At 58.3% G+C, this 18179-nt stretch carries 18 protein-coding genes; 10 read left to right on the top strand and 8 right to left on the bottom strand.

The window, feature by feature from the left end:
- Positions 1–25 precede the first annotated feature (25 nt).
- From grxC to AC2FLU_RS04010, 3 genes are read left to right on the top strand one after another with little or no spacing between them, the layout of a single operon-like run.
- Positions 26–283 (top strand): glutaredoxin 3, encoded by a 258-nt coding sequence (gene grxC, locus AC2FLU_RS04020; protein WP_480474786.1) that lies wholly within the window; start codon positions 26–28, stop codon positions 281–283.
- Positions 283–1113: a carbon-nitrogen hydrolase family protein gene (locus tag AC2FLU_RS04015; protein ID WP_496808981.1), complete on the top strand. Its 831-nt coding sequence runs from the start codon at positions 283–285 to the stop codon at positions 1111–1113. Before grxC ends, AC2FLU_RS04015 begins: the two co-directional genes overlap by 1 nt.
- A 12-nt stretch (positions 1114–1125) precedes the next feature.
- Complete coding sequence (locus AC2FLU_RS04010; RefSeq protein ID WP_496808982.1) at positions 1126–1566, top strand: MarR family winged helix-turn-helix transcriptional regulator; 441 nt, start codon at positions 1126–1128, stop codon at positions 1564–1566.
- 3 nt (positions 1567–1569) lie between these two features.
- On the opposite strand, the gene ubiG is transcribed toward AC2FLU_RS04010, so the two are convergent.
- On the bottom strand, positions 1570–2316 hold the full coding sequence (gene ubiG / locus AC2FLU_RS04005) for a bifunctional 2-polyprenyl-6-hydroxyphenol methylase/3-demethylubiquinol 3-O-methyltransferase UbiG (protein ID WP_496808983.1): 747 nt from the start codon (positions 2314–2316) through the stop codon (positions 1570–1572).
- Between the two features lie 48 nt (positions 2317–2364).
- On the opposite strand from ubiG, the gene pip reads away from it, so the two are divergent.
- The 6 genes from pip to infB all read left to right on the top strand — a co-directional run bounded on the left by pip (position 2365) and on the right by infB (position 9671).
- On the top strand, positions 2365–3342 hold the full coding sequence (pip, locus tag AC2FLU_RS04000; RefSeq protein WP_480474792.1) for a prolyl aminopeptidase: 978 nt from the start codon (positions 2365–2367) through the stop codon (positions 3340–3342).
- Positions 3339–4160: an ABC transporter substrate-binding protein gene (locus AC2FLU_RS03995; protein ID WP_480555267.1), complete on the top strand. Its 822-nt coding sequence runs from the start codon at positions 3339–3341 to the stop codon at positions 4158–4160. Before pip ends, AC2FLU_RS03995 begins: the two co-directional genes overlap by 4 nt.
- A gap of 160 nt (positions 4161–4320) precedes the next feature.
- Entirely contained in the window at positions 4321–4911 is a 591-nt protein-coding gene (gene rimP, locus AC2FLU_RS03990; protein WP_480519998.1) for a ribosome maturation factor RimP, read from the top strand.
- Positions 4911–6530, top strand: coding sequence for a transcription termination factor NusA (gene nusA, locus AC2FLU_RS03985; RefSeq protein WP_480474797.1), 1620 nt, complete (start codon positions 4911–4913; stop codon positions 6528–6530). Before rimP ends, nusA begins: the two co-directional genes overlap by 1 nt.
- 22 nt (positions 6531–6552) lie before the next feature.
- Positions 6553–7176 carry an RNA-binding protein gene (locus AC2FLU_RS03980; RefSeq protein ID WP_480474799.1) on the top strand — a complete coding sequence of 208 codons (624 nt, stop codon included), beginning with the start codon at positions 6553–6555 and terminating at the stop codon, positions 7174–7176.
- Between the two features lie 8 nt (positions 7177–7184).
- Positions 7185–9671 (top strand): translation initiation factor IF-2, encoded by a 2487-nt coding sequence (infB, locus tag AC2FLU_RS03975; protein ID WP_480555262.1) that lies wholly within the window; start codon positions 7185–7187, stop codon positions 9669–9671.
- Positions 9672–9737: 66 nt separating this feature from the next.
- On the opposite strand, the gene AC2FLU_RS03970 is transcribed toward infB, so the two are convergent.
- The 5 genes from AC2FLU_RS03970 to AC2FLU_RS03950 all read right to left on the bottom strand — a co-directional run bounded on the left by AC2FLU_RS03970 (position 9738) and on the right by AC2FLU_RS03950 (position 14419).
- Positions 9738–10565 carry an alpha/beta hydrolase gene (locus AC2FLU_RS03970; RefSeq protein WP_480555260.1) on the bottom strand — a complete coding sequence of 276 codons (828 nt, stop codon included), beginning with the start codon at positions 10563–10565 and terminating at the stop codon, positions 9738–9740.
- A 3-nt stretch (positions 10566–10568) separates the two neighbouring features.
- Entirely contained in the window at positions 10569–11453 is an 885-nt protein-coding gene (locus tag AC2FLU_RS03965; protein ID WP_480494561.1) for a tryptophan 2,3-dioxygenase, read from the bottom strand.
- Between the two features lie 64 nt (positions 11454–11517).
- A complete protein-coding gene (gene tdh, locus AC2FLU_RS03960) occupies positions 11518–12546 on the bottom strand; it encodes an L-threonine 3-dehydrogenase (RefSeq protein ID WP_480476882.1) in 1029 nt (342 codons plus the stop codon).
- 14 nt (positions 12547–12560) lie between these two features.
- The gene (locus tag AC2FLU_RS03955; RefSeq protein WP_480606558.1) at positions 12561–13745 is read right to left on the bottom strand and encodes a glycine C-acetyltransferase; all 1185 of its coding nucleotides are present in this window, start codon (positions 13743–13745) and stop codon (positions 12561–12563) included.
- Positions 13746–13855: 110 nt separating this feature from the next.
- On the bottom strand, positions 13856–14419 hold the full coding sequence (locus AC2FLU_RS03950) for a helix-turn-helix domain-containing protein (RefSeq protein WP_480606561.1): 564 nt from the start codon (positions 14417–14419) through the stop codon (positions 13856–13858).
- A gap of 116 nt (positions 14420–14535) precedes the next feature.
- Here AC2FLU_RS03950 and AC2FLU_RS03945 point away from each other — a divergent pair, with 116 nt between their 5' ends.
- The gene (locus AC2FLU_RS03945; protein WP_496808984.1) at positions 14536–15711 is read left to right on the top strand and encodes an acetyl-CoA C-acyltransferase family protein; all 1176 of its coding nucleotides are present in this window, start codon (positions 14536–14538) and stop codon (positions 15709–15711) included.
- 92 nt (positions 15712–15803) lie between these two features.
- On the opposite strand, the gene ubiB is transcribed toward AC2FLU_RS03945, so the two are convergent.
- On the bottom strand, positions 15804–17339 hold the full coding sequence (gene ubiB / locus AC2FLU_RS03940) for a 2-polyprenylphenol 6-hydroxylase (RefSeq protein ID WP_496808985.1): 1536 nt from the start codon (positions 17337–17339) through the stop codon (positions 15804–15806).
- Between the two features lie 3 nt (positions 17340–17342).
- Positions 17343–18095: a bifunctional demethylmenaquinone methyltransferase/2-methoxy-6-polyprenyl-1,4-benzoquinol methylase UbiE gene (gene ubiE / locus AC2FLU_RS03935; protein ID WP_480474807.1), complete on the bottom strand. Its 753-nt coding sequence runs from the start codon at positions 18093–18095 to the stop codon at positions 17343–17345.
- Between the last annotated feature and the right edge of the window lie 84 nt (positions 18096–18179).

The raw sequence follows: 18179 nt of genomic DNA, 5'->3' as shown, positions 1-18179 counted from the left end.
GCGCGAAATCCGAAGGGAACGGAAAATGAAGTCGGTAGAGATCTATACATCGCCACTGTGCGGGTATTGTCATGCAGCCAAACGCCTTCTGAAGCAGAAAGGTGTTGAGTTCAAGGAAATCGACGTGCTGATGCACCCCAAACGCAAACCTGAAATGATTCAACGTGCCGGAGGCAAACGCACGGTCCCGCAGATTTTCATCGGCACCACGCATGTCGGCGGTTGCGATGATTTGTACGAGTTGGAGCGTCAGGGCAAGCTTGACCGTCTGCTTGCGGCCTGATGAAAACCGCGCTGCTGCAAGTCACCTCGTCGGACGATCCGGCTGAAAACCTCGGGATGGTACGAGGCCTGATGGCTGAAGCGGCAGAACAGGGCGCCCGCTTTGTTCTGACGCCAGAGGTTACGAATTGCGTTTCGACCAGCACCACACGGCAGCGCGCGGTTTTACAACATGAAGAAGATGACATCACCTTGGCGGGCCTGCGCGAACAGGCTGCTGATCTGGGTGTATGGCTTCTGATCGGCTCGTTGGGGCTCAAGACTCATGACAATGACGGTCGTTTTGCCAACCGCTGCTTTATGATCGGACCGCAAGGTCAGATCGTGGCGCGGTATGACAAGATCCATATGTTCGATGTGCAGGTCACCGAGACCGAGACGTTCCGCGAATCAAAGAATTACCGCCCAGGCGAAAAAGCGGTTATCGCCGAAACGGATTTCGGCAAGGTTGGTCTGACGATCTGTTACGATATCCGCTTTCCATACTTGCACGCGGCACTGGCGCAGGCGGGCGCGCGCATTCTGACCGTCCCGGCTGCGTTCTCACCGGTCACGGGCGCCGCGCATTGGGAAGCCTTGCTGCGCGCACGCGCAATCGAAACCGGGTGCTGGGTGCTGGCCCCGGCCCAGACAGGGGAACACCCGAAAACCGGTGGCAAAACACGTTATACTCACGGTCACAGCATGGTCGTCGACCCGTGGGGAAAGGTGCTGATCGACGCAGGGACCGATCCAGGCATTCACATTTTCGATTTGGATGATAGTTCTGTAACTGAGGCACGCCGACGTGTCCCTTCACTGCACCACCGCCGATCCTTCGACGGACCCTGACAGAACGGAACAATGACAGACGACACCAATGCCTTAGCGGTCACGCTGTTCAGCGAGATCCTGACCGCCGACCAGCTATTGCGGAACCGGCTTAGCCGCGTGCTGCCCAAGGGCATGGAAATCTCGCATTTCTCGGTTCTGAACCACCTGGCTTTTGTCGCGGATGAGCGCAGCCCGGCGCAGCTGGCCAACACGTTCCACGTCACCCGCGGCGCGATGACAAACACCTTGGCCAAGCTGGAATGGGCCGGGTACATCCACATCCGACCCGATTGGGACGATGCCCGCCGCAAGATGGTGGCGATCAGCCCCGCCGGTAAACGCGCGCGGGATCAGGCGATTTCCGCGATTGCCCCGTTGATCAACCGCGTGGTCGGAGAGTTGGGGGACGACCGTGTTCGTTCGACACTGCCGGTGCTGCGCGATCTGAGAAAGCAGCTGGAAGGGGAATAACCCTCAGCCCGGTTTCACACTCGCCGTCACATAGTTCACGCTTAAATCCCGGTCCGAAATCGACCAGCTCCACAGGATCGGGTTGAACACGAAACCTTTGCGGTCCACCGGCTCGACCCCCGCTTGGCGCAGCAGGTCGAACAACTCGTCAGGGGTGATGAACTTGTTCCACTCATGCGTGCCGCGCGGCAGCCAGCGCATTACCACCTCGGCCCCGAAAATAGCCATCGCATAAGATTTCGGGTTGCGGTTGATGGTTGAGCAGATCAGCAGCCCGCCGGGCCTGAGCAACTGCTGCGAGGCGGTCAGGAAACCCGCCGGGTCGGCCACATGCTCGACCACTTCCATGTTCAGGACCACGTCGAACTGCTCACCCGCGGCGGCCATGTCTTCGGCTGTGGTGTGGCGATAGTCGATCTGCAAACCGGACTGCTCGGCATGGATACGCGCAACAGGCAGGTTGCCTCCGGCGGCATCGGCCCCGACGACCTCGGCCCCCAGACGCGCCATCGGTTCGCTCAGCAGACCACCGCCACAACCGATATCCAACAGGCGCAGACCTTCGAACGGTTTCCGCACTTTCAGATCGCGGTCGAATTCACCGGCGATCTGCTGTGTGATATAATCCAAACGGCAAGGATTCAGCATGTGCAAGGGTTTGAATTTCCCATGAGGATCCCACCATTCCGCCGCCATCGCTTCGAATTTTGCGATCTCGGATGGATCCACCGTGTTCGGATGCGCTTGCATTCCTGTCTCCGTATGCTCTTTTACGCTTAAGGACTATATAGGGCCATAATGGACAAGTACCCGGACCAAAAGCGCGCAGTTCAATATCTGTACCCGCCGATCGACCCGTTCGACCAGCGTATGGTCGATATGGGCGACGGGCACCGTATCTATGTGGAACAATGCGGTAATCCCGAAGGCATACCGGTGCTGATCCTGCATGGCGGTCCGGGTGGCGGTTGCAGCCCTGCAATGCGCCGCTACTTTGATCCGCGTGTCTACCGGGTGATTCTATTTGATCAGCGTGGGTGTGGCCGGTCTCGCCCCACGGCTTCGGTTGAAAACAACACGACATGGCATTTGGTGGCCGACATTGAACGGTTGCGGGACCTGCTCGAGATTGATGAATGGATAGCTTTTGGCGGCAGCTGGGGCGCGACCCTTGCCTTGATCTACGCGCAGTCGCATCCCGACAGGGTCAGCCGTTTGGTGCTGCGGGGCGTGTTTCTGGCAACTCAGGCTGAACTTGACTGGTTTTATGGCGGCGGAGTGGGGCGTTTCTGGCCGGAGCAGTGGCAGAAATTCACCGCGCTTTTGCCCGAGGCCGAGCTGAAGGACACCATCACCGCCTATAACAAACGCCTGTTCTCGGGGGACCGCGCGACCGAGACCCTGTATGCGCGGGCATGGTCGCACTGGGAAAATGCGCTGGCATCGATCCATACGAACGGATCAGTGGGCGAAAGTCCCGGCGAATACGCCCGTACATTTGCGCGGCTCGAGAATCACTATTTCTACAATAAGGTGTTTCTGGAAAAGGATGGGCAGATCCTAGATCAAATGGACCGGATCGCTCATATCCCGGGTCACATCGTGCAGGGGCGATACGACATGATTTGCCCGCCGCAGGCCGCCTGGTCGCTAAGCGAACGCTGGCCGAATGCCGAGATCAAGATGGTACGTCAGGCCGGTCATGCGCTTTCTGAACCCGGGATCAGCGCAGAACTGATCCGGATCATGGATCGCGTGGCGGAGGGTTTGGCATGACACGCATCGACCGCCGTGCCTTGTTTGCTTCGGGTGCCGCCGCCGCGCTGCTTGCCGCGACAGGCGCGTCTCTGGCGGACAGACCCGAGAAAGGCGGAACGCTGCGATTGGCCGTGCCGCGCGACGACAGTCTTGAGCAGGTGGCGCGCGGTGCTGTTTTCGACACGCTGACCGAGATCGCCCCGGATGGCACTTTGCGGGGCGAGCTTGCGACGGGCTGGCAAACCGACGCCGATGCGAGGGTCTGGAGCTTTGATCTGCGCAATGATGCGGTGTTCCACGACGGCGCGCCTTTGGACATCTCAGACGTTGCGACCGTATTGGCCGAAGTCGGGTATACCGAGGCATTGACCGCCAACCGTTTGCGGCTGGAACTGGCCGAGGCAAATCCGGGCCTTCCATTCCTTTTGGCGGAAAGTCGTTTTGTCATTGCCCGCAATGGCGAAGGCGTCACGCCGCTACACAGGGCCAACGGTACGGGTTGCTACCGTGTCGAGCGCGCCGAAGACGGGCGACATTTCCTGGGTCGCCGTGTTTCGGGACATTACAAGGACGGTCAGGCCGGTTGGGTCGATGCATTCGAAGTGATCGTTATTCCCGATGCCCGTGTCCGCGCCGAGGCATTGCGCGATGGCTACGTCGATATTGCGGCTTTCCCAGATCCGTCCGAGATCCGCAGTACGCGCGGTCTTCGCTTCCATCCTTCCGAGACCGATATGGCACTGGCCGTTTCTGGGACGGTGGGATTGCCGCGGCAGATTGCCGGACGCACGGTTCTGGACGACGGTCGTATCGCTGAACGGTGGTGGATCGTGTAATTCCGGGTGATACTTCTGTCGGGGGTTGCAGACTCGGATCATCCTGCGTATATGCAGTTTCAACAGCGGCGCGTTGGACTTCCGGTCCAAGGCTCCACCGGAAAATTCGACGGGCCGCGCGCCCGTTTTTTTGTGCCCGATTGACAGGGTAGAGAACCTGATGACAAACGAACTAATAGCCAAAGCTGCCATCGACCGGCGACTTGCCGAGATCATCACCCCGGTGATCGAAGACCTGGGGTATGAGCTGGTCCGTGTCCGGCTGATGAGTGGCAAGCAGACCACGCTGCAAATCATGGCTGACAAACCTGAAGGCGGCATCGAAGTGGATGACTGCGCCGAGATTTCGAATGCGGTCAGCGCCACCCTGGATGTGGAGGACCCGATCCTCGACGCCTATACGCTTGAGGTGTCCAGCCCCGGTATCGACCGCCCCCTGACGCGCCTCAAGGATTTTGAGACTTTTGAGGGGTATGAGGCCAAGATCGAAACCTCTGAACTGATCGATGGCCGCCGCCGGTTCAAAGGGGAACTGGCCGGGATCGAAGGGGAAGAGGTTCTGATCAATATTCCCGAAGGGTCCGAGACGATCACAATCGGCCTGCAATTCGACTGGCTGAGTGATGCCAAGCTGGTCCTGACCGATGATCTGATCAAAGAAATGCTGCGCCAGCGCAAAGATGCAGGCGCCCTGAACGAAAAAGCTTTCGACGAGATTGAGACCGAAGGGTCCGAAGAGGAGACGAACTGATGGCAATTACCTCAGCCAACCAGCTGGAGCTGCTGCAGACTGCCGAGGCCGTGGCCCGCGAAAAGATGATCGACCCCGGTCTGGTTGTCGAAGCGATGGAGGAATCGCTCGCCCGCGCTGCCAAGAGCCGCTACGGCGCCGAGATGGACATTCGCGTGTCGATCGACCGCAAGACCGGCAAGGCGACATTCACCCGTGTGCGCACCGTGGTCGAGGATGACGAGCTTGAGAACTATCAGGCCGAATTCACCGTCGAACAGGCCAAACAGTACATGGAAGACCCGCAGGTCGGTGACGTTTTTGTTGAAGAAGTACCGCCGGTCGAAATGGGCCGGATCGCGGCGCAGTCCGCCAAGCAAGTGATCCTGCAAAAAGTCCGCGAAGCCGAGCGTGATCGTCAGTATGAGGAATTCAAGGATCGTGCGGGCACCATCATCAACGGTGCCGTCAAGCGCGAAGAATTCGGCAATGTTATCGTCGATCTGGGCGGTGCCGAGGCCGTTCTGCGCCGCAACGACAAGATTGGGCGCGAAAGCTATCGCCCGAATGATCGTGTGCGCGCGTATATCAAGGAAGTCCGCCGCGAAGTGCGTGGCCACCAGATCTTCCTGTCGCGTACCGCTCCGGAATTCATGGCCGAGCTGTTCAAGATGGAAGTACCGGAAATCTATGACGGTATCATCGAGGTCAAGGCCGTGGCCCGTGACCCAGGTTCACGCGCCAAGATCGCCGTAATTTCCTATGACGGCTCGATTGATCCCGTTGGCGCTTGCGTTGGTATGCGCGGCAGCCGCGTACAGGCCGTTGTGAACGAACTGCAGGGTGAGAAGATTGACATCATCCCGTGGAACGAAGACCAACCGACCTTCCTGGTTAACGCGTTGCAACCTGCCGAGGTTTCGAAGGTTGTTCTGGACGAAGAAGCAGGCAAGATCGAGGTTGTGGTTCCTGAAGAGCAACTGTCTCTTGCAATCGGTCGTCGCGGTCAGAACGTCCGTCTGGCAAGCCAACTGACCGGCCTGGACATCGACATCATGACCGAAGCTGAAGAATCAGCACGCCGTCAGAAGGAATTCGAATCTCGTACCAAGCTGTTCATGGACAGTCTGGATCTGGACGAATTCTTTGCGCAGCTGCTGGTGTCCGAAGGCTTCACCAATCTCGAAGAAGTTGCCTATGTCGAGATTGATGAACTTCTGGTCATTGATGGCGTCGACGAAGGTACCGCGCAGGAACTTCAGACTCGGGCGCGTGAATTCCTTGAAGCCCAGGCCAAAGCCGCTCTGGATGCCGCGCGCGCACTGGGTGCCGAGGACAGCCTCATTGAATTCGAAGGCCTGACACCCCAGATGGTAGAGGCTCTGGCCAAGGACGATGTGAAGACGCTGGAAGACTTCGCAACCTGTGCAGACTGGGAACTGGCCGGTGGCTGGACCACAGTTGACGGTGAACGCGTCAAGGATGATGGCGTGCTGGAGCCCTTTGGCGTCACGCTCGAAGAAGCACAAGACATGGTCATGACTGCGCGTATCCTGTTGGGTTGGGTTGATCCGGCCGAGCTGGAGCAGGCAGAAGAAGACATCGACGGCGACGCAGCAGACGAGGAGGTCGAGGCCTGATCTCAGGTCTCGGGTGGCGCGTATGGGTCGCGGTGGCGTCCATAAGGATCGGTCTGACGGACCCGAACGCAAGTGCATCGCCACAGGCGAGGTTCAGCCAAAATATGGCTTGATCCGCTTTGTGACGGGGCCGGACGGTCAGGTCTTTCCGGATGTCGCGGCAAAGTTGCCGGGGCGGGGCGTTTATGTGGCGGCGGATCGTGCCGCGCTGGACAAGGCCATTGGCAAGAAACTGTTTGCGCGGGGGTTCAAGGCACAGGTGACCGTGCCTCAGGACCTGACGGCAGAGGTTGAAAAACAGATCGCGCGCCGTGTGATTGAGTTGCTCAGTCTGGCGCGCAAGTCCGGCGACGCGGTTGCCGGGTATGAAAAGGTCAAGTCATGGCTGGACCGGGAAGAGGCTCAGGTGCTGATTCAGGCCACTGATGGTTCGGGGCGCGGCAAGTCGAAGCTCAGTACGCCGCACTTAGGAAAATACATCGGTTGGCTGACGGCAGACGAATTAGGGCAAGCATTTGGGCGCCAAACGGTGATTCATGCGGCCTTGGCCTCTGGCGGACTCGCCAAACGTGTTGTAGAGGAAGCGCAGCGCCTGCGTGGCTTGCGCGAAACGGATGACGGCGGCAAGGGCCGCGCGGAAGGGTAAGAAGCTTTATGAGCGATAGTGACGGCAAAAAGACATTGGGTCTTCGTGGCGGGGCACGCCCCGGAAATGTGAAACAGAGTTTCAGCCACGGACGCACCAAGAATGTCGTGGTGGAAACCAAACGCAAGCGCGTGGTGGTCCCCAAGCCGGGCGCGGCAAAGCCGGGTGGCGGTGCCGCCCCTTCGGGTGATCCGTCGCGTCGTCCCGCAGGTATTTCCGACGCGGAAATGGCGCGCCGTATGAAAGCTTTGCAGGCTGCCAAGGCCCGCGAGGTCGAAGAGGCCGCTGAACGCGAAGCCGCTGAAAAGGCACGCGAAGAAGAACGTGTGCGCCGCCGTGCGGAACAGGAAGCGAAAGAGCGCGAGCAGCGTGAAGCCGAAGAGCGCGCCCGTCAGAAAGCCGAAGATGAAGAGCGCAAGCGCGTGGAGGCTGAAGAAGAAGCTAAGCGTGCTGCTGTTGCTGCTGTCGCTTCGCCGGCCCCTGAAGAAGCCAAAGCTGCACGCAGCCCGGCCAGCAAACCTGCGCCTGCAGCTGCGCCTCGCAAGCAGGATCGCGAACGCGAACAGCGCGGTCGTGGCAAGGGCCGCGAAGACAACCGTCGTTCAGGCAAGCTGACACTGGGTCAGGCCACTGGTGACGAAGGCAGCCGCCAGCGGTCGATGGCAGCGATGAAGCGCAAGCAGGAACGCGCCCGTCAGAAAGCCATGGGCGGTTCGGTCGAGCGTGAAAAGGTGATCCGCGACGTACAACTGCCTGAGGCGATCATGGTCTCGGAACTGGCCAACCGTATGGCCGAGCGTGTGGCTGACGTGGTCAAATCGTTGATGCAGATGGGTATGATGGTCACGCAAAACCAGACCATCGACGCTGATACTGCCGAACTGATCATCGAAGAGTTTGGCCATAAGGTCACACGCGTCTCTGATTCGGATGTTGAGGACGTCATCAAAGAGGTCGAAGACAGCGAAGACGATCTGAAGCCTCGTCCGCCCGTCATCACCATCATGGGTCACGTCGACCACGGGAAAACATCGCTGCTGGATGCAATCCGCGATGCGCGCGTTGTGGCTGGTGAGGCCGGTGGCATCACCCAGCATATCGGTGCCTATCAGGTGAAAACCGATGGTGGATCGACGCTGACATTCCTGGATACACCCGGCCACGCGGCGTTTACCTCGATGCGCTCGCGCGGTGCTCAGGTGACCGATATCGTGGTTCTGGTTGTCGCTGCCGATGACGCGGTCATGCCGCAGACAATCGAGGCGATCAATCACGCGAAGGCGGCCAAAGTGCCGATGATCGTGGCGATCAACAAGATCGACAAGCATGATGCAAATCCGGACAAGGTGCGCACCGATCTGTTGCAACACGAGGTGATCGTCGAGAAAATGTCGGGTGAGGTTCAGGACGTAGAAGTGTCCGCCATCACCGGTCAGGGTCTGGACGAGCTGCTGGAAGCCATCGCATTGCAGGCCGAGATTCTGGAACTGAAAGCCAACCCCGATCGCGCAGCCCAGGGTGCCGTGATCGAGGCGCAGCTGGATGTAGGCCGTGGTCCGGTCGCGACCGTTCTGGTTCAGAACGGCACGCTGCGTCAGGGCGATATCTTTGTTGTGGGTGAGCAGTACGGTAAGGTCCGTGCGCTGATCAATGACAAGGGTGAACGCGTTCAGGAAGCGGGTCCTTCGGTTCCGGTCGAGGTTCTGGGTCTCAATGGCACACCGGAAGCCGGTGACGTTCTGAACGTGACCGAGACTGAAGCACAGGCGCGCGAGATCGCCGCCTACCGCGAGCAGGCCGCCAAGGACAAACGCGCTGCCGCCGGTGCCGCTACCACCCTTGAGCAGCTGATGCAGAAGGCCAAGGAAGACGAAAGCGTCACCGAACTGCCGATTCTGATGAAAGCGGACGTGCAGGGTTCGGCTGAGGCCATCGTTCAGGCGATGGAGAAGATCGGCAACGACGAGGTACGCGTGCGCGTATTGCATTCGGGCGTGGGTGCAATCACCGAAACCGATGTCGGTCTTGCCGAGGCCTCGGGTGCTCCGATCCTGGGTTTCAACGTGCGGGCCAATGCGTCTGCCCGGAACACGGCAAACCAGAAAGGTGTCGAGATTCGCTATTACTCGGTTATCTACGATCTGGTGGACGACGTGAAAGCTGCCGCATCGGGTCTGTTGAGCGCCGAGATTCGCGAGAAGTTCATCGGTTACGCCGAAATCCGCGAAGTCTTTAAGGTCACCGGCGTTGGCAAGGTTGCCGGCTGTCTGGTTACCGAAGGTGTGGCGCGCCGTTCCGCCGGTGTCCGCCTGCTGCGCGACAACGTGGTGATTCACGAAGGCACGCTGAAAACACTGAAGCGTTTCAAGGACGAAGTGGCCGAGGTTCAGTCGGGTCAGGAATGCGGTATGGCATTCGAGAACTACGATGACATTCGCGCAGGCGACGTGATCGAAATCTTCGAGCGCGAAGAAGTCACCCGCACGCTGGACTAACCCGGCATAAGTTGAAAACGAAAAACAGCGACCCCCTTAGGCCGCTGTTTTCATTTGTCGAGGCGCTTATTTTGTTTGGGGCAGAAACGTAGCTGAATGCATGATGATATCGAAATGATGCATTCCTTGCGCGAGCATAAAGCTGACAGAGTGTCCGGACTTTCGCAGCCTTTCGGCATAGTCACGGCTTTGGCGAATGAACTCATCCGTATCCCGTTCGGCCACCGAAACATGGTATCGAGGACCGGGCCGGGGCAGATTGCGGATGGGTGACAGATCGTTGACCTCGACCGGTGTCAATTGCAGCGGATCGTTCACCGACATCAGGCTGATCGGTTCCAGGTCGTATATGCCGCTGATCAGAAGCACATCCCGCACCCGGAGCCCCGCTTTGGCAAGGGCGTCTGATGAGGTTGCCATCACCATCGCCGCCAGATGCGCGCCTGCACTGTGACCTGACAGGGTGATCCGCGACGGGTCGAACCCCAACTCCTCAGCCTGGGCCGCCAGCCACAACAACGCGTCACGGCACTCGTCGATCATGTCGCCAATCCGGGCATCGGGTGCCAGCGTGTAGTTCACAGTCGCAAAAGCTTGCCCGTGTTCCAACAGCCCCGGCGCCATCAGAGACGACTCATTCTGGCTGAGCGCCTGCCAGTACCCGCCGTGAATGAAGACGTGCAGGGGTGCCTTGTCATCGCGAGCGGGAAAGAAATCCAAAACTTGAAGGGGGCTGTCACCATAAGCCAGACTTTCCCGTACCGGAAAGTCGGCCCGCGCCTGAGCACTCAGCGCCTGATAACTGGCAAGATAGGGGCTCAGGTCGCCGCCGATCATTGTGCTGGGAGAGTACTCCCGCTCCAGATCGGATTGCGAAAATCCTCGATACAACATGTCTTAGTTCTGCCCGCTATACATCAATTCCGTACGCACGTCGTAAAGGTCGTGGAAAAACCGCAGCTCTAGCGCCTTTCGCAAAAAGGCCACGCCGCTTGAGCCACCAGTGCCAGGTTGCATCCCGATCACGCGCTCAACCGCGGTGGCATGGTCAAAGCGCCAGCGTTGAAACAAACTTTCCACATCCATCAGCTTTTCGGCCAAAGCATAAAGATCCCAGTATTTTTCAGTGTTTCGAAACACCTCCACCCAAATTTGCACCACGCGCGAATCGCCGGAATAGGGTTGGGCGTAATCGCGTTCGATCAGATCTTTGGGCACATCGAACCCTTGGCGGGCCAACATGTGCAACACCTCGTCATAAAGCGACGGTTTGGTCAGTGCGGCATTCAGCATCTCCATCACCTCTGGGTCATGCGTATGGACCTTCAGTGTTGAGGCATCCTTGTTGCCGAGAATGAATTCGATCTGCCGATACCCGTAGCTCTGAAACCCTGACGAGCTGCCAAGAGCCTGCCGAAACGTCATATAGTCGGCAGGCGTCATGGTCAGCAGGGTTTCCCAAGCCGCAATCAACTGCCGTTGAATGGCCTTGATTCGGTCGAGGTTTTTCATGGCTGGGCCAAATTCATCCTGTTGCAGAAAACGGCGCACCTCGACCAGTTGGTGGTGCATCAGTTTCAGCCACAGTTCGCTGACCTGATGGATAATAATGAACAGCATCTCGTCCGGCTGCGCAGGGTCCTGAAAGGTCTTTTGCAGATTCAGCAGCGTTTTGAGTTGCAGAAAATCTCCATAGCTTTTGCGATGTGTCTCGGCGAAATCAGTGATCAGAGTGTCTTCGACACCTCTTTGCAACAGACGATCGTCTTTGTTCTCGCCCATCTCATGCCTCCGTTGTGCGATCCTTGCACCTGTCTAGGCGTTGAGTTCGTAACTTTCCAGCGGGTTAGGTCCAGTCAAGGACAACCTTGCCTGAGAGGCCGGATTTCATCGCGGCAAAACCATCCGCGAAATCATCAACCGCAAAGCGATGCGTGATCACGCGGGACACATCCAAGCCATTTTGCAGCATGGCGATCATCTTGTACCAGGTCTCGAACATTTCGCGACCATAGACACCCTTGATTGTGATCGCCTTGAAAACGATACGCGACCAGTCGACTGGAGATTTCCCCGGCGGTATCCCCAGCAAGGCGATTTTCCCACCCATCACAAGCGCTTCGACCATCTGGTCAAGCGCGGCTTGTGAGCCGGACATTTCAAGCCCCACATCAAAGCCTTCTTTCATTCCTAGCTGTGCGATGACATCGTGCAAATCTTGTTTGGAAACATCAACGGTCCGCACCGACGGCACGACATGTTCCGAGAGTTTCAATCGTTCAGCGTTTATGTCGGTAATCACCACGTTACGGGCACCTGCATGGCGGGCAACGGCGGCGGCCATGATGCCAATGGGTCCTGCGCCGGTGATCAGGACATCTTCGCCCAGAAGATCGAAGCTTAACGCGGTGTGTACCGCATTGCCCAGCGGATCAAGGATTGCCCCGATCTCATCCGGGATATCATCCGGTAGGGGAACAACATTGAAGGCAGGCAGTTTCAGGTATTGCGCAAACGCGCCCTGTTCATTCACCCCGATCCCGCGCGTGCCGGGGTCGAGGTGAAACTTGCCTGCGCGGCTTTGACGGCTTTCAGTGCCGATCAGATGCCCTTCGCCGGAACAGCGCTGCCCAACGTTCAGGCCGGTTACGTTGCGCCCAATCTCAACGATTTCCCCAGCGAACTCATGACCAGTGATCATCGGAACCGGAACGGTGTGAGAGGCCCACTCATCCCAGTTCCAGATGTGAATGTCGGTACCGCAAATTCCGGTCTTGTTGATCTTGATCAGCACCTCATCCGGCCCGATTTCCGGGACCGGGGCCTGTACCATCCACAACCCCTCTTCGGGTTTCGACTTTTCCAGCGCTTTCATCGTGTTGGGTCGCATCAGATCACCCCCAGTTCCTTGCCGACTTTGCCAAAGGCCGCCAGAGCGCGGTCCAGTTCGTCCCGCGTCAGGGCGGCGTTCATCTGTGTTCTGATCCGCGCCTGCCCGCGGGGAACAACAGGAAAGAAGAAGCCCGAGACATACACGCCCTCGTCAAACAGCTTGGTGGCCATCTCTTGTGCCAGCGTCGCGTCGCCCAGCATGACAGGGATGATCGGATGTTCGCCGGGCAAAACGTCAAAGCCAAGCTTTTCCAAACCGGCACGCCAGTACTTTGCGTTTCCGAACAACTGCGCGCGTAGAATGTCGCCTTCTTCGACCAGGCGGATCGCCTCAATCCCTGCGGCGACGATGGATGGCGGCAGCGAGTTCGAGAAAAGATAGGGCCGCGCCCGCTGCCGCAGCAGGTCGATCACTGGCTGCGGCCCGGCGATGTAGCCGCCGATTGCCCCCCCAAGTGCCTTGCCCAAAGTTCCAGTCAGAATGTCGACATCAACACCAAAGTGATCCGGTGTTCCTGCACCGCGCGGCCCCATGAAGCCCGTTGCATGGCAATCATCGACCATCACGATGGCGTCGTATTTGTCAGCCAGTTCGCGAATTTTCGGCAGGTTGGCCAGATAGCCATCCATCGAGAACACGCCATCGGTTGCGATCATGATGTGACGCGCGCCATCCTCGCGCGCTTGCTTCAGCCACGCTTCCAGGTCGTTCATGTCATTGTTCAGATAGCGATAGCGCTTGGCCTTGCACAGCCGCACCCCGTCAATGATCGAGGCGTGGTTCAGACTGTCCGAAATGATGGCATCTTCAGGCCCCAGCAACGGTTCGAACAGCCCGCCATTGGCATCAAAGCAGGCCGCAAACAGGATCGCATCGTCCTTGTTCAGGAACTTCGCCAACCGCTGTTCCAGTTCACGGTGAATATCCTGCGTCCCGCAGATGAACCGGACCGAGGCCATACCGAATCCTTTCGGACCCATCGCATTTGTTGCGGCCTCGATCAGCGCGGGGTGATCCGCAAGACCCAGATAGTTGTTGGCGCACAGGTTGATCACCCGTTTGCCGCCAACCGTAATCTCACCGCCCTGAGGCGAGGTGATCATTCGTTCGCGCTTATACAGCCCCTCGGATTCGATCTGCGCGAGTGTGTCCGTGATGTGGGACAGGAATGCATCTGCCATGGCGACCTCCGTTCAACTGAGTCGCACGTCTAACATAGCGGATGGATTTCCCAAATAGGGGAATTTCAATATACAGGAAAATTTTCCGTGAAGGCGGAAATCTGCTGATGTTAGGCGTTCTTTACGATCAGAAACACCCGCGCTGGTTCTTTGGCCGAGATGGAATGCACGATATCCGCGGCATAGCGGGCGGTATCCCCTTGGCTCAGTTCCGACACGGCACTGCCCGATGTAACCTTGACGGCGCCTTCCAGCACGGTCAGCTGCTCACGCGCGCCGCGCGCATGGGGCTGGCTGTTCAAGGCCCCGCCTTTGTCGAACTCGATATCGTAAACCTCATGACCTCCGGCCTCTTCCGGCGGGGACAGGATGCGAATGCGGCAGTTCTGCCCCATATTGTCGATGCTGGGCACTTCGGACGCGCGCAGCACCTCGATCTGATCACTGGCTTTTGAACCTTCCAGAAGACCGGCAAAATCCACCTGTAGCGCACGGGTCAGGTTCCAGAGGGTCGAGATCGTCGGGCTACTTTCCCCGCGTTCGATCTGGCTAACCATGGATCTGGACACGCCACTCAGGTTTGCGACTGCTTCCAGCGACAGTCCTTTGGCCCGGCGTGCGTTTTTCAGGCGGGCGGGCAAAAGGTTCAGGATATCGTCTGTGTTCTCCGTCATGACGGAATCCATGCGTGTTGGGACCCCGCTTGTCAATTCCATCCGTGACGGCACGTCCTATAGGACAGGATCATGCTGCATGTGCATACTGACGACGATTCCAAGAGGAGAAAGACATGACAGACATCGTATTGTTGGATGGTGCGCGCACCGCGATTGGAACTTTTGGTGGCGCACTAGCGTCAACCGCGCCCATTGATCTGGCGACGGTGGTCACCGAAGCGGCCTTGGAGCGGTCAGGGGTAGAAGGTGCTCAAATCGGGCATGTTGTGTTTGGTCATGTCATCAACACCGAGCCTCGGGACATGTACCTGTCGCGCGTTGCCGCGATGCAGGCCGGGATTCCGAACGGCACCCCTGCGATGAATGTAAACCGACTGTGTGGTTCAGGCGCACAGGCGATCGTGTCGGCAATGCAGTCCTTGATGCTTGGCGATGCCGATTTTGCCGTGGCAGGTGGGGCAGAAAGCATGTCGCGAAGCCCTTACATTGTTCCACAGGCACGCTGGGGCGCGAAAATGGGTGATGTCACATCACTGGACATGATGCTGGGTGCGTTGAACTGCCCCTTTGGCACAGGGCACATGGGTGTGACGGCCGAGAACGTTGCCGATGAACACCAGATCAGCCGTGAACAGATGGACGAATTCGCCCTTGCCAGCCAGACCCGCGCTGCCGCCGCAATTGAAGCCGGATATCTCGAAAGCCAGATCGTGCCCGTTCAGGTGAAGGTCAAGCGGGACATGGTGGATTTCAAAGTTGATGAGCATCCCAAAGCGACGACCGCCGAAGCGCTGGCCGGGTTGCGACCTGTGTTCAAGAAAGATGGGCGTGTAACGGCAGGCAATGCCTCGGGCATCAACGATGGCGCGGCGGCGATGGTTCTGGCAACGGCGGATGCGGCGGAAAAGGCCGGGTTGAAGCCAAAAGCGCGTGTAATCGGCTATGCACATGCTGGCGTGCGCCCCGAAGTCATGGGTATTGGCCCGGTACCGGCCGTGCAAAACCTGCTCAGGAAGACGGGTCTTTCGGTGGAAGATTTCGATGTGATCGAAAGCAACGAAGCATTTGCCGCGCAGGCGCTGGCCGTCAATCAGGAGCTTGGGTTGGATGCAGCGAAAGTGAACCCGAATGGAGGTGCGATTGCACTGGGACATCCTGTCGGTGCGACGGGTGCCATCATTACCATGAAGGCACTTTACGAGTTGGAGCGTACAGGTGGATCAAAAGGGTTGATCACCATGTGTATTGGTGGCGGTCAGGGGATAGCCATTGCCATCGAGCGGCTCTGATCCAGGTTTGGGCAAGGGGGGCTGTCTGCCCCCCCCCATCGCGCAAGGCGCGATTCCCCCCGAGGATGTTTTCAGCCAGATGAAGCTGCGGATCACAACCAGCCGAGTGTCGTGATCAACAAAACTATGGCTGCGCCGGCAACTGCACCGAGAGCGGCTGGCAGGATTTTTGGCAAAAGACCCGAGTTTTCCGGTTCTTCTTTGTGTGTCTGTGCAATCAACGCGTTTTCGACCAATGTCGGCAGGCGCGGACCAAAGCGTGCCAGAACCAAAGCGGTTTTGGCAAAGTCACGAAGCGCGGCGCGCGGGCCGATGGATTGTTTAATGTAATCTTCGACCACGGGGCGGGCGACTTCCCAGATATTGATGTGGTCATCCAGTGACCGGGCAACGCCTTCAACCACGACCATCGTCCGCTGTAGGAGGATCAGCTCGGTACGGGTCTCCATGCCAAAACGCTCTGTCACTTCGAACAGATAGCTTAGCAAACGGCCCATCGAAATATGCGAGGCATCCATACCGAAGATCGGTTCGCCAACCGCACGCAGGGCGCGGGCGAATTCATCGACGTCCTGATGTGCAGGAACGTAACCGGCTTCGAAATGCACTTCGGCCACGCGCTTGTAGTCGCGGCGGATGAAACCGAACAGGATCTCGGCATAGACCCGGCGCGTGTATTCGTCGATATGGCCCATGATACCGTAATCATAAGCGATGATGTCACCGTTGGCGGCGACTTTTAGGTTGCCCTGATGCATATCGGCGTGGAAATAGCCGTCGCGCAAGGCGTGAAGAAGGAACAGACGCAGCACACGTTCAGCCAGGTCGCGGCGATCGTGGCCTGCGGCGTCCAGTGCGTCATTTTCACCCAATGCAACACCGTCGGCCCAGCTGAGTGTCATCACGCGCCGTGCCGACAGTGACCACAAGACGGGCGGCAGCCAGAACCCTGTGTCGTCTTTTGTGTTGGCCGCGTACTCCGAGGCGGCAGCGCTTTCCAGACGCAGATCCAGTTCGCCCCGAACAACGCCGTCGAAATGTTCAATGACCTCCATGGGCCTCAGACGACGGGCACCGGGGGCGAAAAGCTGCACGATGCGAGCGGCGAAATAAAATGCATCCACATCCTTACGAAATGCGCGCTCGATCCCCGGGCGCAGAACTTTGACGGCGACATCTTCGCCTGTGCTAACCAGTTTGGCTTTGTGGACCTGAGCGATGGATGCGGCTGCAATAGGTTCACTGAACTCAGAGAACACGTCCGCCACTGGCTGTCCAAGTTCCTTTTCAACCTCGGCCATGGCTTTTGTCCGGGAAAAAGGCGGGAGTTTGTCCTGTAGGACACGTAACTGTTCTGCCAGTTCGTTGCCGACGACATCAGGGCGGGTGGAAAGCACCTGCCCAAATTTGATATATGCCGGACCCAAAGCGGTCAGGGCACGGGTTGCGGGTGGCATCTGCGGGTCGCCTTTGTAGCCCAGCCACTGAAACGGTTTGCCCAAAGCATGAGCGATGACGCGAAGCGGGCGCGGGGCTTCGAATGCATCCAGCACGACATTCATGGCACCGGTGCGCTCAAGCGTGGCACCCGTTCGGATCAGGCGGATGATATTATGTGGGCCACGCATGTGTCAGATTTTCCAGCCGGAATGCAGCGCGGCGATACCCATGCTGAGATTGCGGTATTTGGCGTTTTCGAAGCCAGCAGTTCGGACCATGTTCAGGAAGGTTTCCTGATCAGGAAACTTACGGATCGACTCCACCAGATACTGATAGCTGTCGTAATCATTCGCGATCAGCTTCCCCATGCGTGGAATGACATTGAAACTGTAGAGGTCATAGAGCTTTTGCAACCCGTCATTGGGAAGCTGACTGAACTCCAGCACCATCAGGCGGCCACCGGGTTTCAGCACGCGAAAGGCTTCGTTCAGGGCCTCTTGCGGGCGGGTCACGTTCCGGATGCCGAACGAGATCGTGTAGACGTCAAAGGTGTTGTCCTCGAACGGCAGGGCCATGGCATCGCCCACCACCCAGTTCAGGCTGTCGGCCATCTGGTCGGCTTCGGCGCGTTGCCGGCCTTCGACCAGCATGGGTTCCGTCAGATCAAGAACCGTGGCATGGCCATAGCCTGCACGTTTCAGAAAGCGAAAGGAAATGTCACCGGTTCCGCCCGCAACATCCAGCAAACGCTGACCGGGACGCGGAGCTAGCCAGTCCATCATCGCGTCTTTCCAGACCCGGTGGATACCCATCGACATGACATCGTTCATCACGTCATATTTCGAGGCGACCGAGTTGAACACGCCCTGCACGCGCCCGGCCTTGTCAGCCTCGCGTACGGTTTCGAACCCGAAATGAGTGGTGTTGTCGCTGTTGTCGGACATAAGCCTTGCCGTTTGTCGAATTTCGCTTCTGTTATAGGGCTCTGGAAGCGGGGCACAATGCGGCCCTTTGGAATAGGAGCCCTG

Source organism: Ruegeria sp. SAZD013, from assembly GCF_059612525.1.
Note: the sequence above shows the minus strand (reverse complement) of the source record. Positions and strands in the feature narration are given on the sequence as shown.

What these genes read in the sequence shown, in the direction of transcription:
- grxC (WP_480474786.1), top strand. Translation starts at nt 26, where the DNA reads ATGAAGTCGGTAGAGATCTATACATCGCCACTGTGCGGGTATTGTCAT.
- AC2FLU_RS04015 (WP_496808981.1), top strand. Translation starts at nt 283, where the DNA reads ATGAAAACCGCGCTGCTGCAAGTCACCTCGTCGGACGATCCGGCTGAA.
- AC2FLU_RS04010 (WP_496808982.1), top strand. Translation starts at nt 1,126, where the DNA reads ATGACAGACGACACCAATGCCTTAGCGGTCACGCTGTTCAGCGAGATC.
- ubiG (WP_496808983.1), bottom strand. Translation starts at nt 2,316, where the DNA reads ATGCAAGCGCATCCGAACACGGTGGATCCATCCGAGATCGCAAAATTC.
- pip (WP_480474792.1), top strand. Translation starts at nt 2,365, where the DNA reads ATGGACAAGTACCCGGACCAAAAGCGCGCAGTTCAATATCTGTACCCG.
- AC2FLU_RS03995 (WP_480555267.1), top strand. Translation starts at nt 3,339, where the DNA reads ATGACACGCATCGACCGCCGTGCCTTGTTTGCTTCGGGTGCCGCCGCC.
- rimP (WP_480519998.1), top strand. Translation starts at nt 4,321, where the DNA reads ATGACAAACGAACTAATAGCCAAAGCTGCCATCGACCGGCGACTTGCC.
- nusA (WP_480474797.1), top strand. Translation starts at nt 4,911, where the DNA reads ATGGCAATTACCTCAGCCAACCAGCTGGAGCTGCTGCAGACTGCCGAG.
- AC2FLU_RS03980 (WP_480474799.1), top strand. Translation starts at nt 6,553, where the DNA reads ATGGGTCGCGGTGGCGTCCATAAGGATCGGTCTGACGGACCCGAACGC.
- infB (WP_480555262.1), top strand. Translation starts at nt 7,185, where the DNA reads ATGAGCGATAGTGACGGCAAAAAGACATTGGGTCTTCGTGGCGGGGCA.
- AC2FLU_RS03970 (WP_480555260.1), bottom strand. Translation starts at nt 10,565, where the DNA reads ATGTTGTATCGAGGATTTTCGCAATCCGATCTGGAGCGGGAGTACTCT.
- AC2FLU_RS03965 (WP_480494561.1), bottom strand. Translation starts at nt 11,453, where the DNA reads ATGGGCGAGAACAAAGACGATCGTCTGTTGCAAAGAGGTGTCGAAGAC.
- tdh (WP_480476882.1), bottom strand. Translation starts at nt 12,546, where the DNA reads ATGAAAGCGCTGGAAAAGTCGAAACCCGAAGAGGGGTTGTGGATGGTA.
- AC2FLU_RS03955 (WP_480606558.1), bottom strand. Translation starts at nt 13,745, where the DNA reads ATGGCAGATGCATTCCTGTCCCACATCACGGACACACTCGCGCAGATC.
- AC2FLU_RS03950 (WP_480606561.1), bottom strand. Translation starts at nt 14,419, where the DNA reads ATGACGGAGAACACAGACGATATCCTGAACCTTTTGCCCGCCCGCCTG.
- AC2FLU_RS03945 (WP_496808984.1), top strand. Translation starts at nt 14,536, where the DNA reads ATGACAGACATCGTATTGTTGGATGGTGCGCGCACCGCGATTGGAACT.
- ubiB (WP_496808985.1), bottom strand. Translation starts at nt 17,339, where the DNA reads ATGCGTGGCCCACATAATATCATCCGCCTGATCCGAACGGGTGCCACG.
- ubiE (WP_480474807.1), bottom strand. Translation starts at nt 18,095, where the DNA reads ATGTCCGACAACAGCGACAACACCACTCATTTCGGGTTCGAAACCGTA.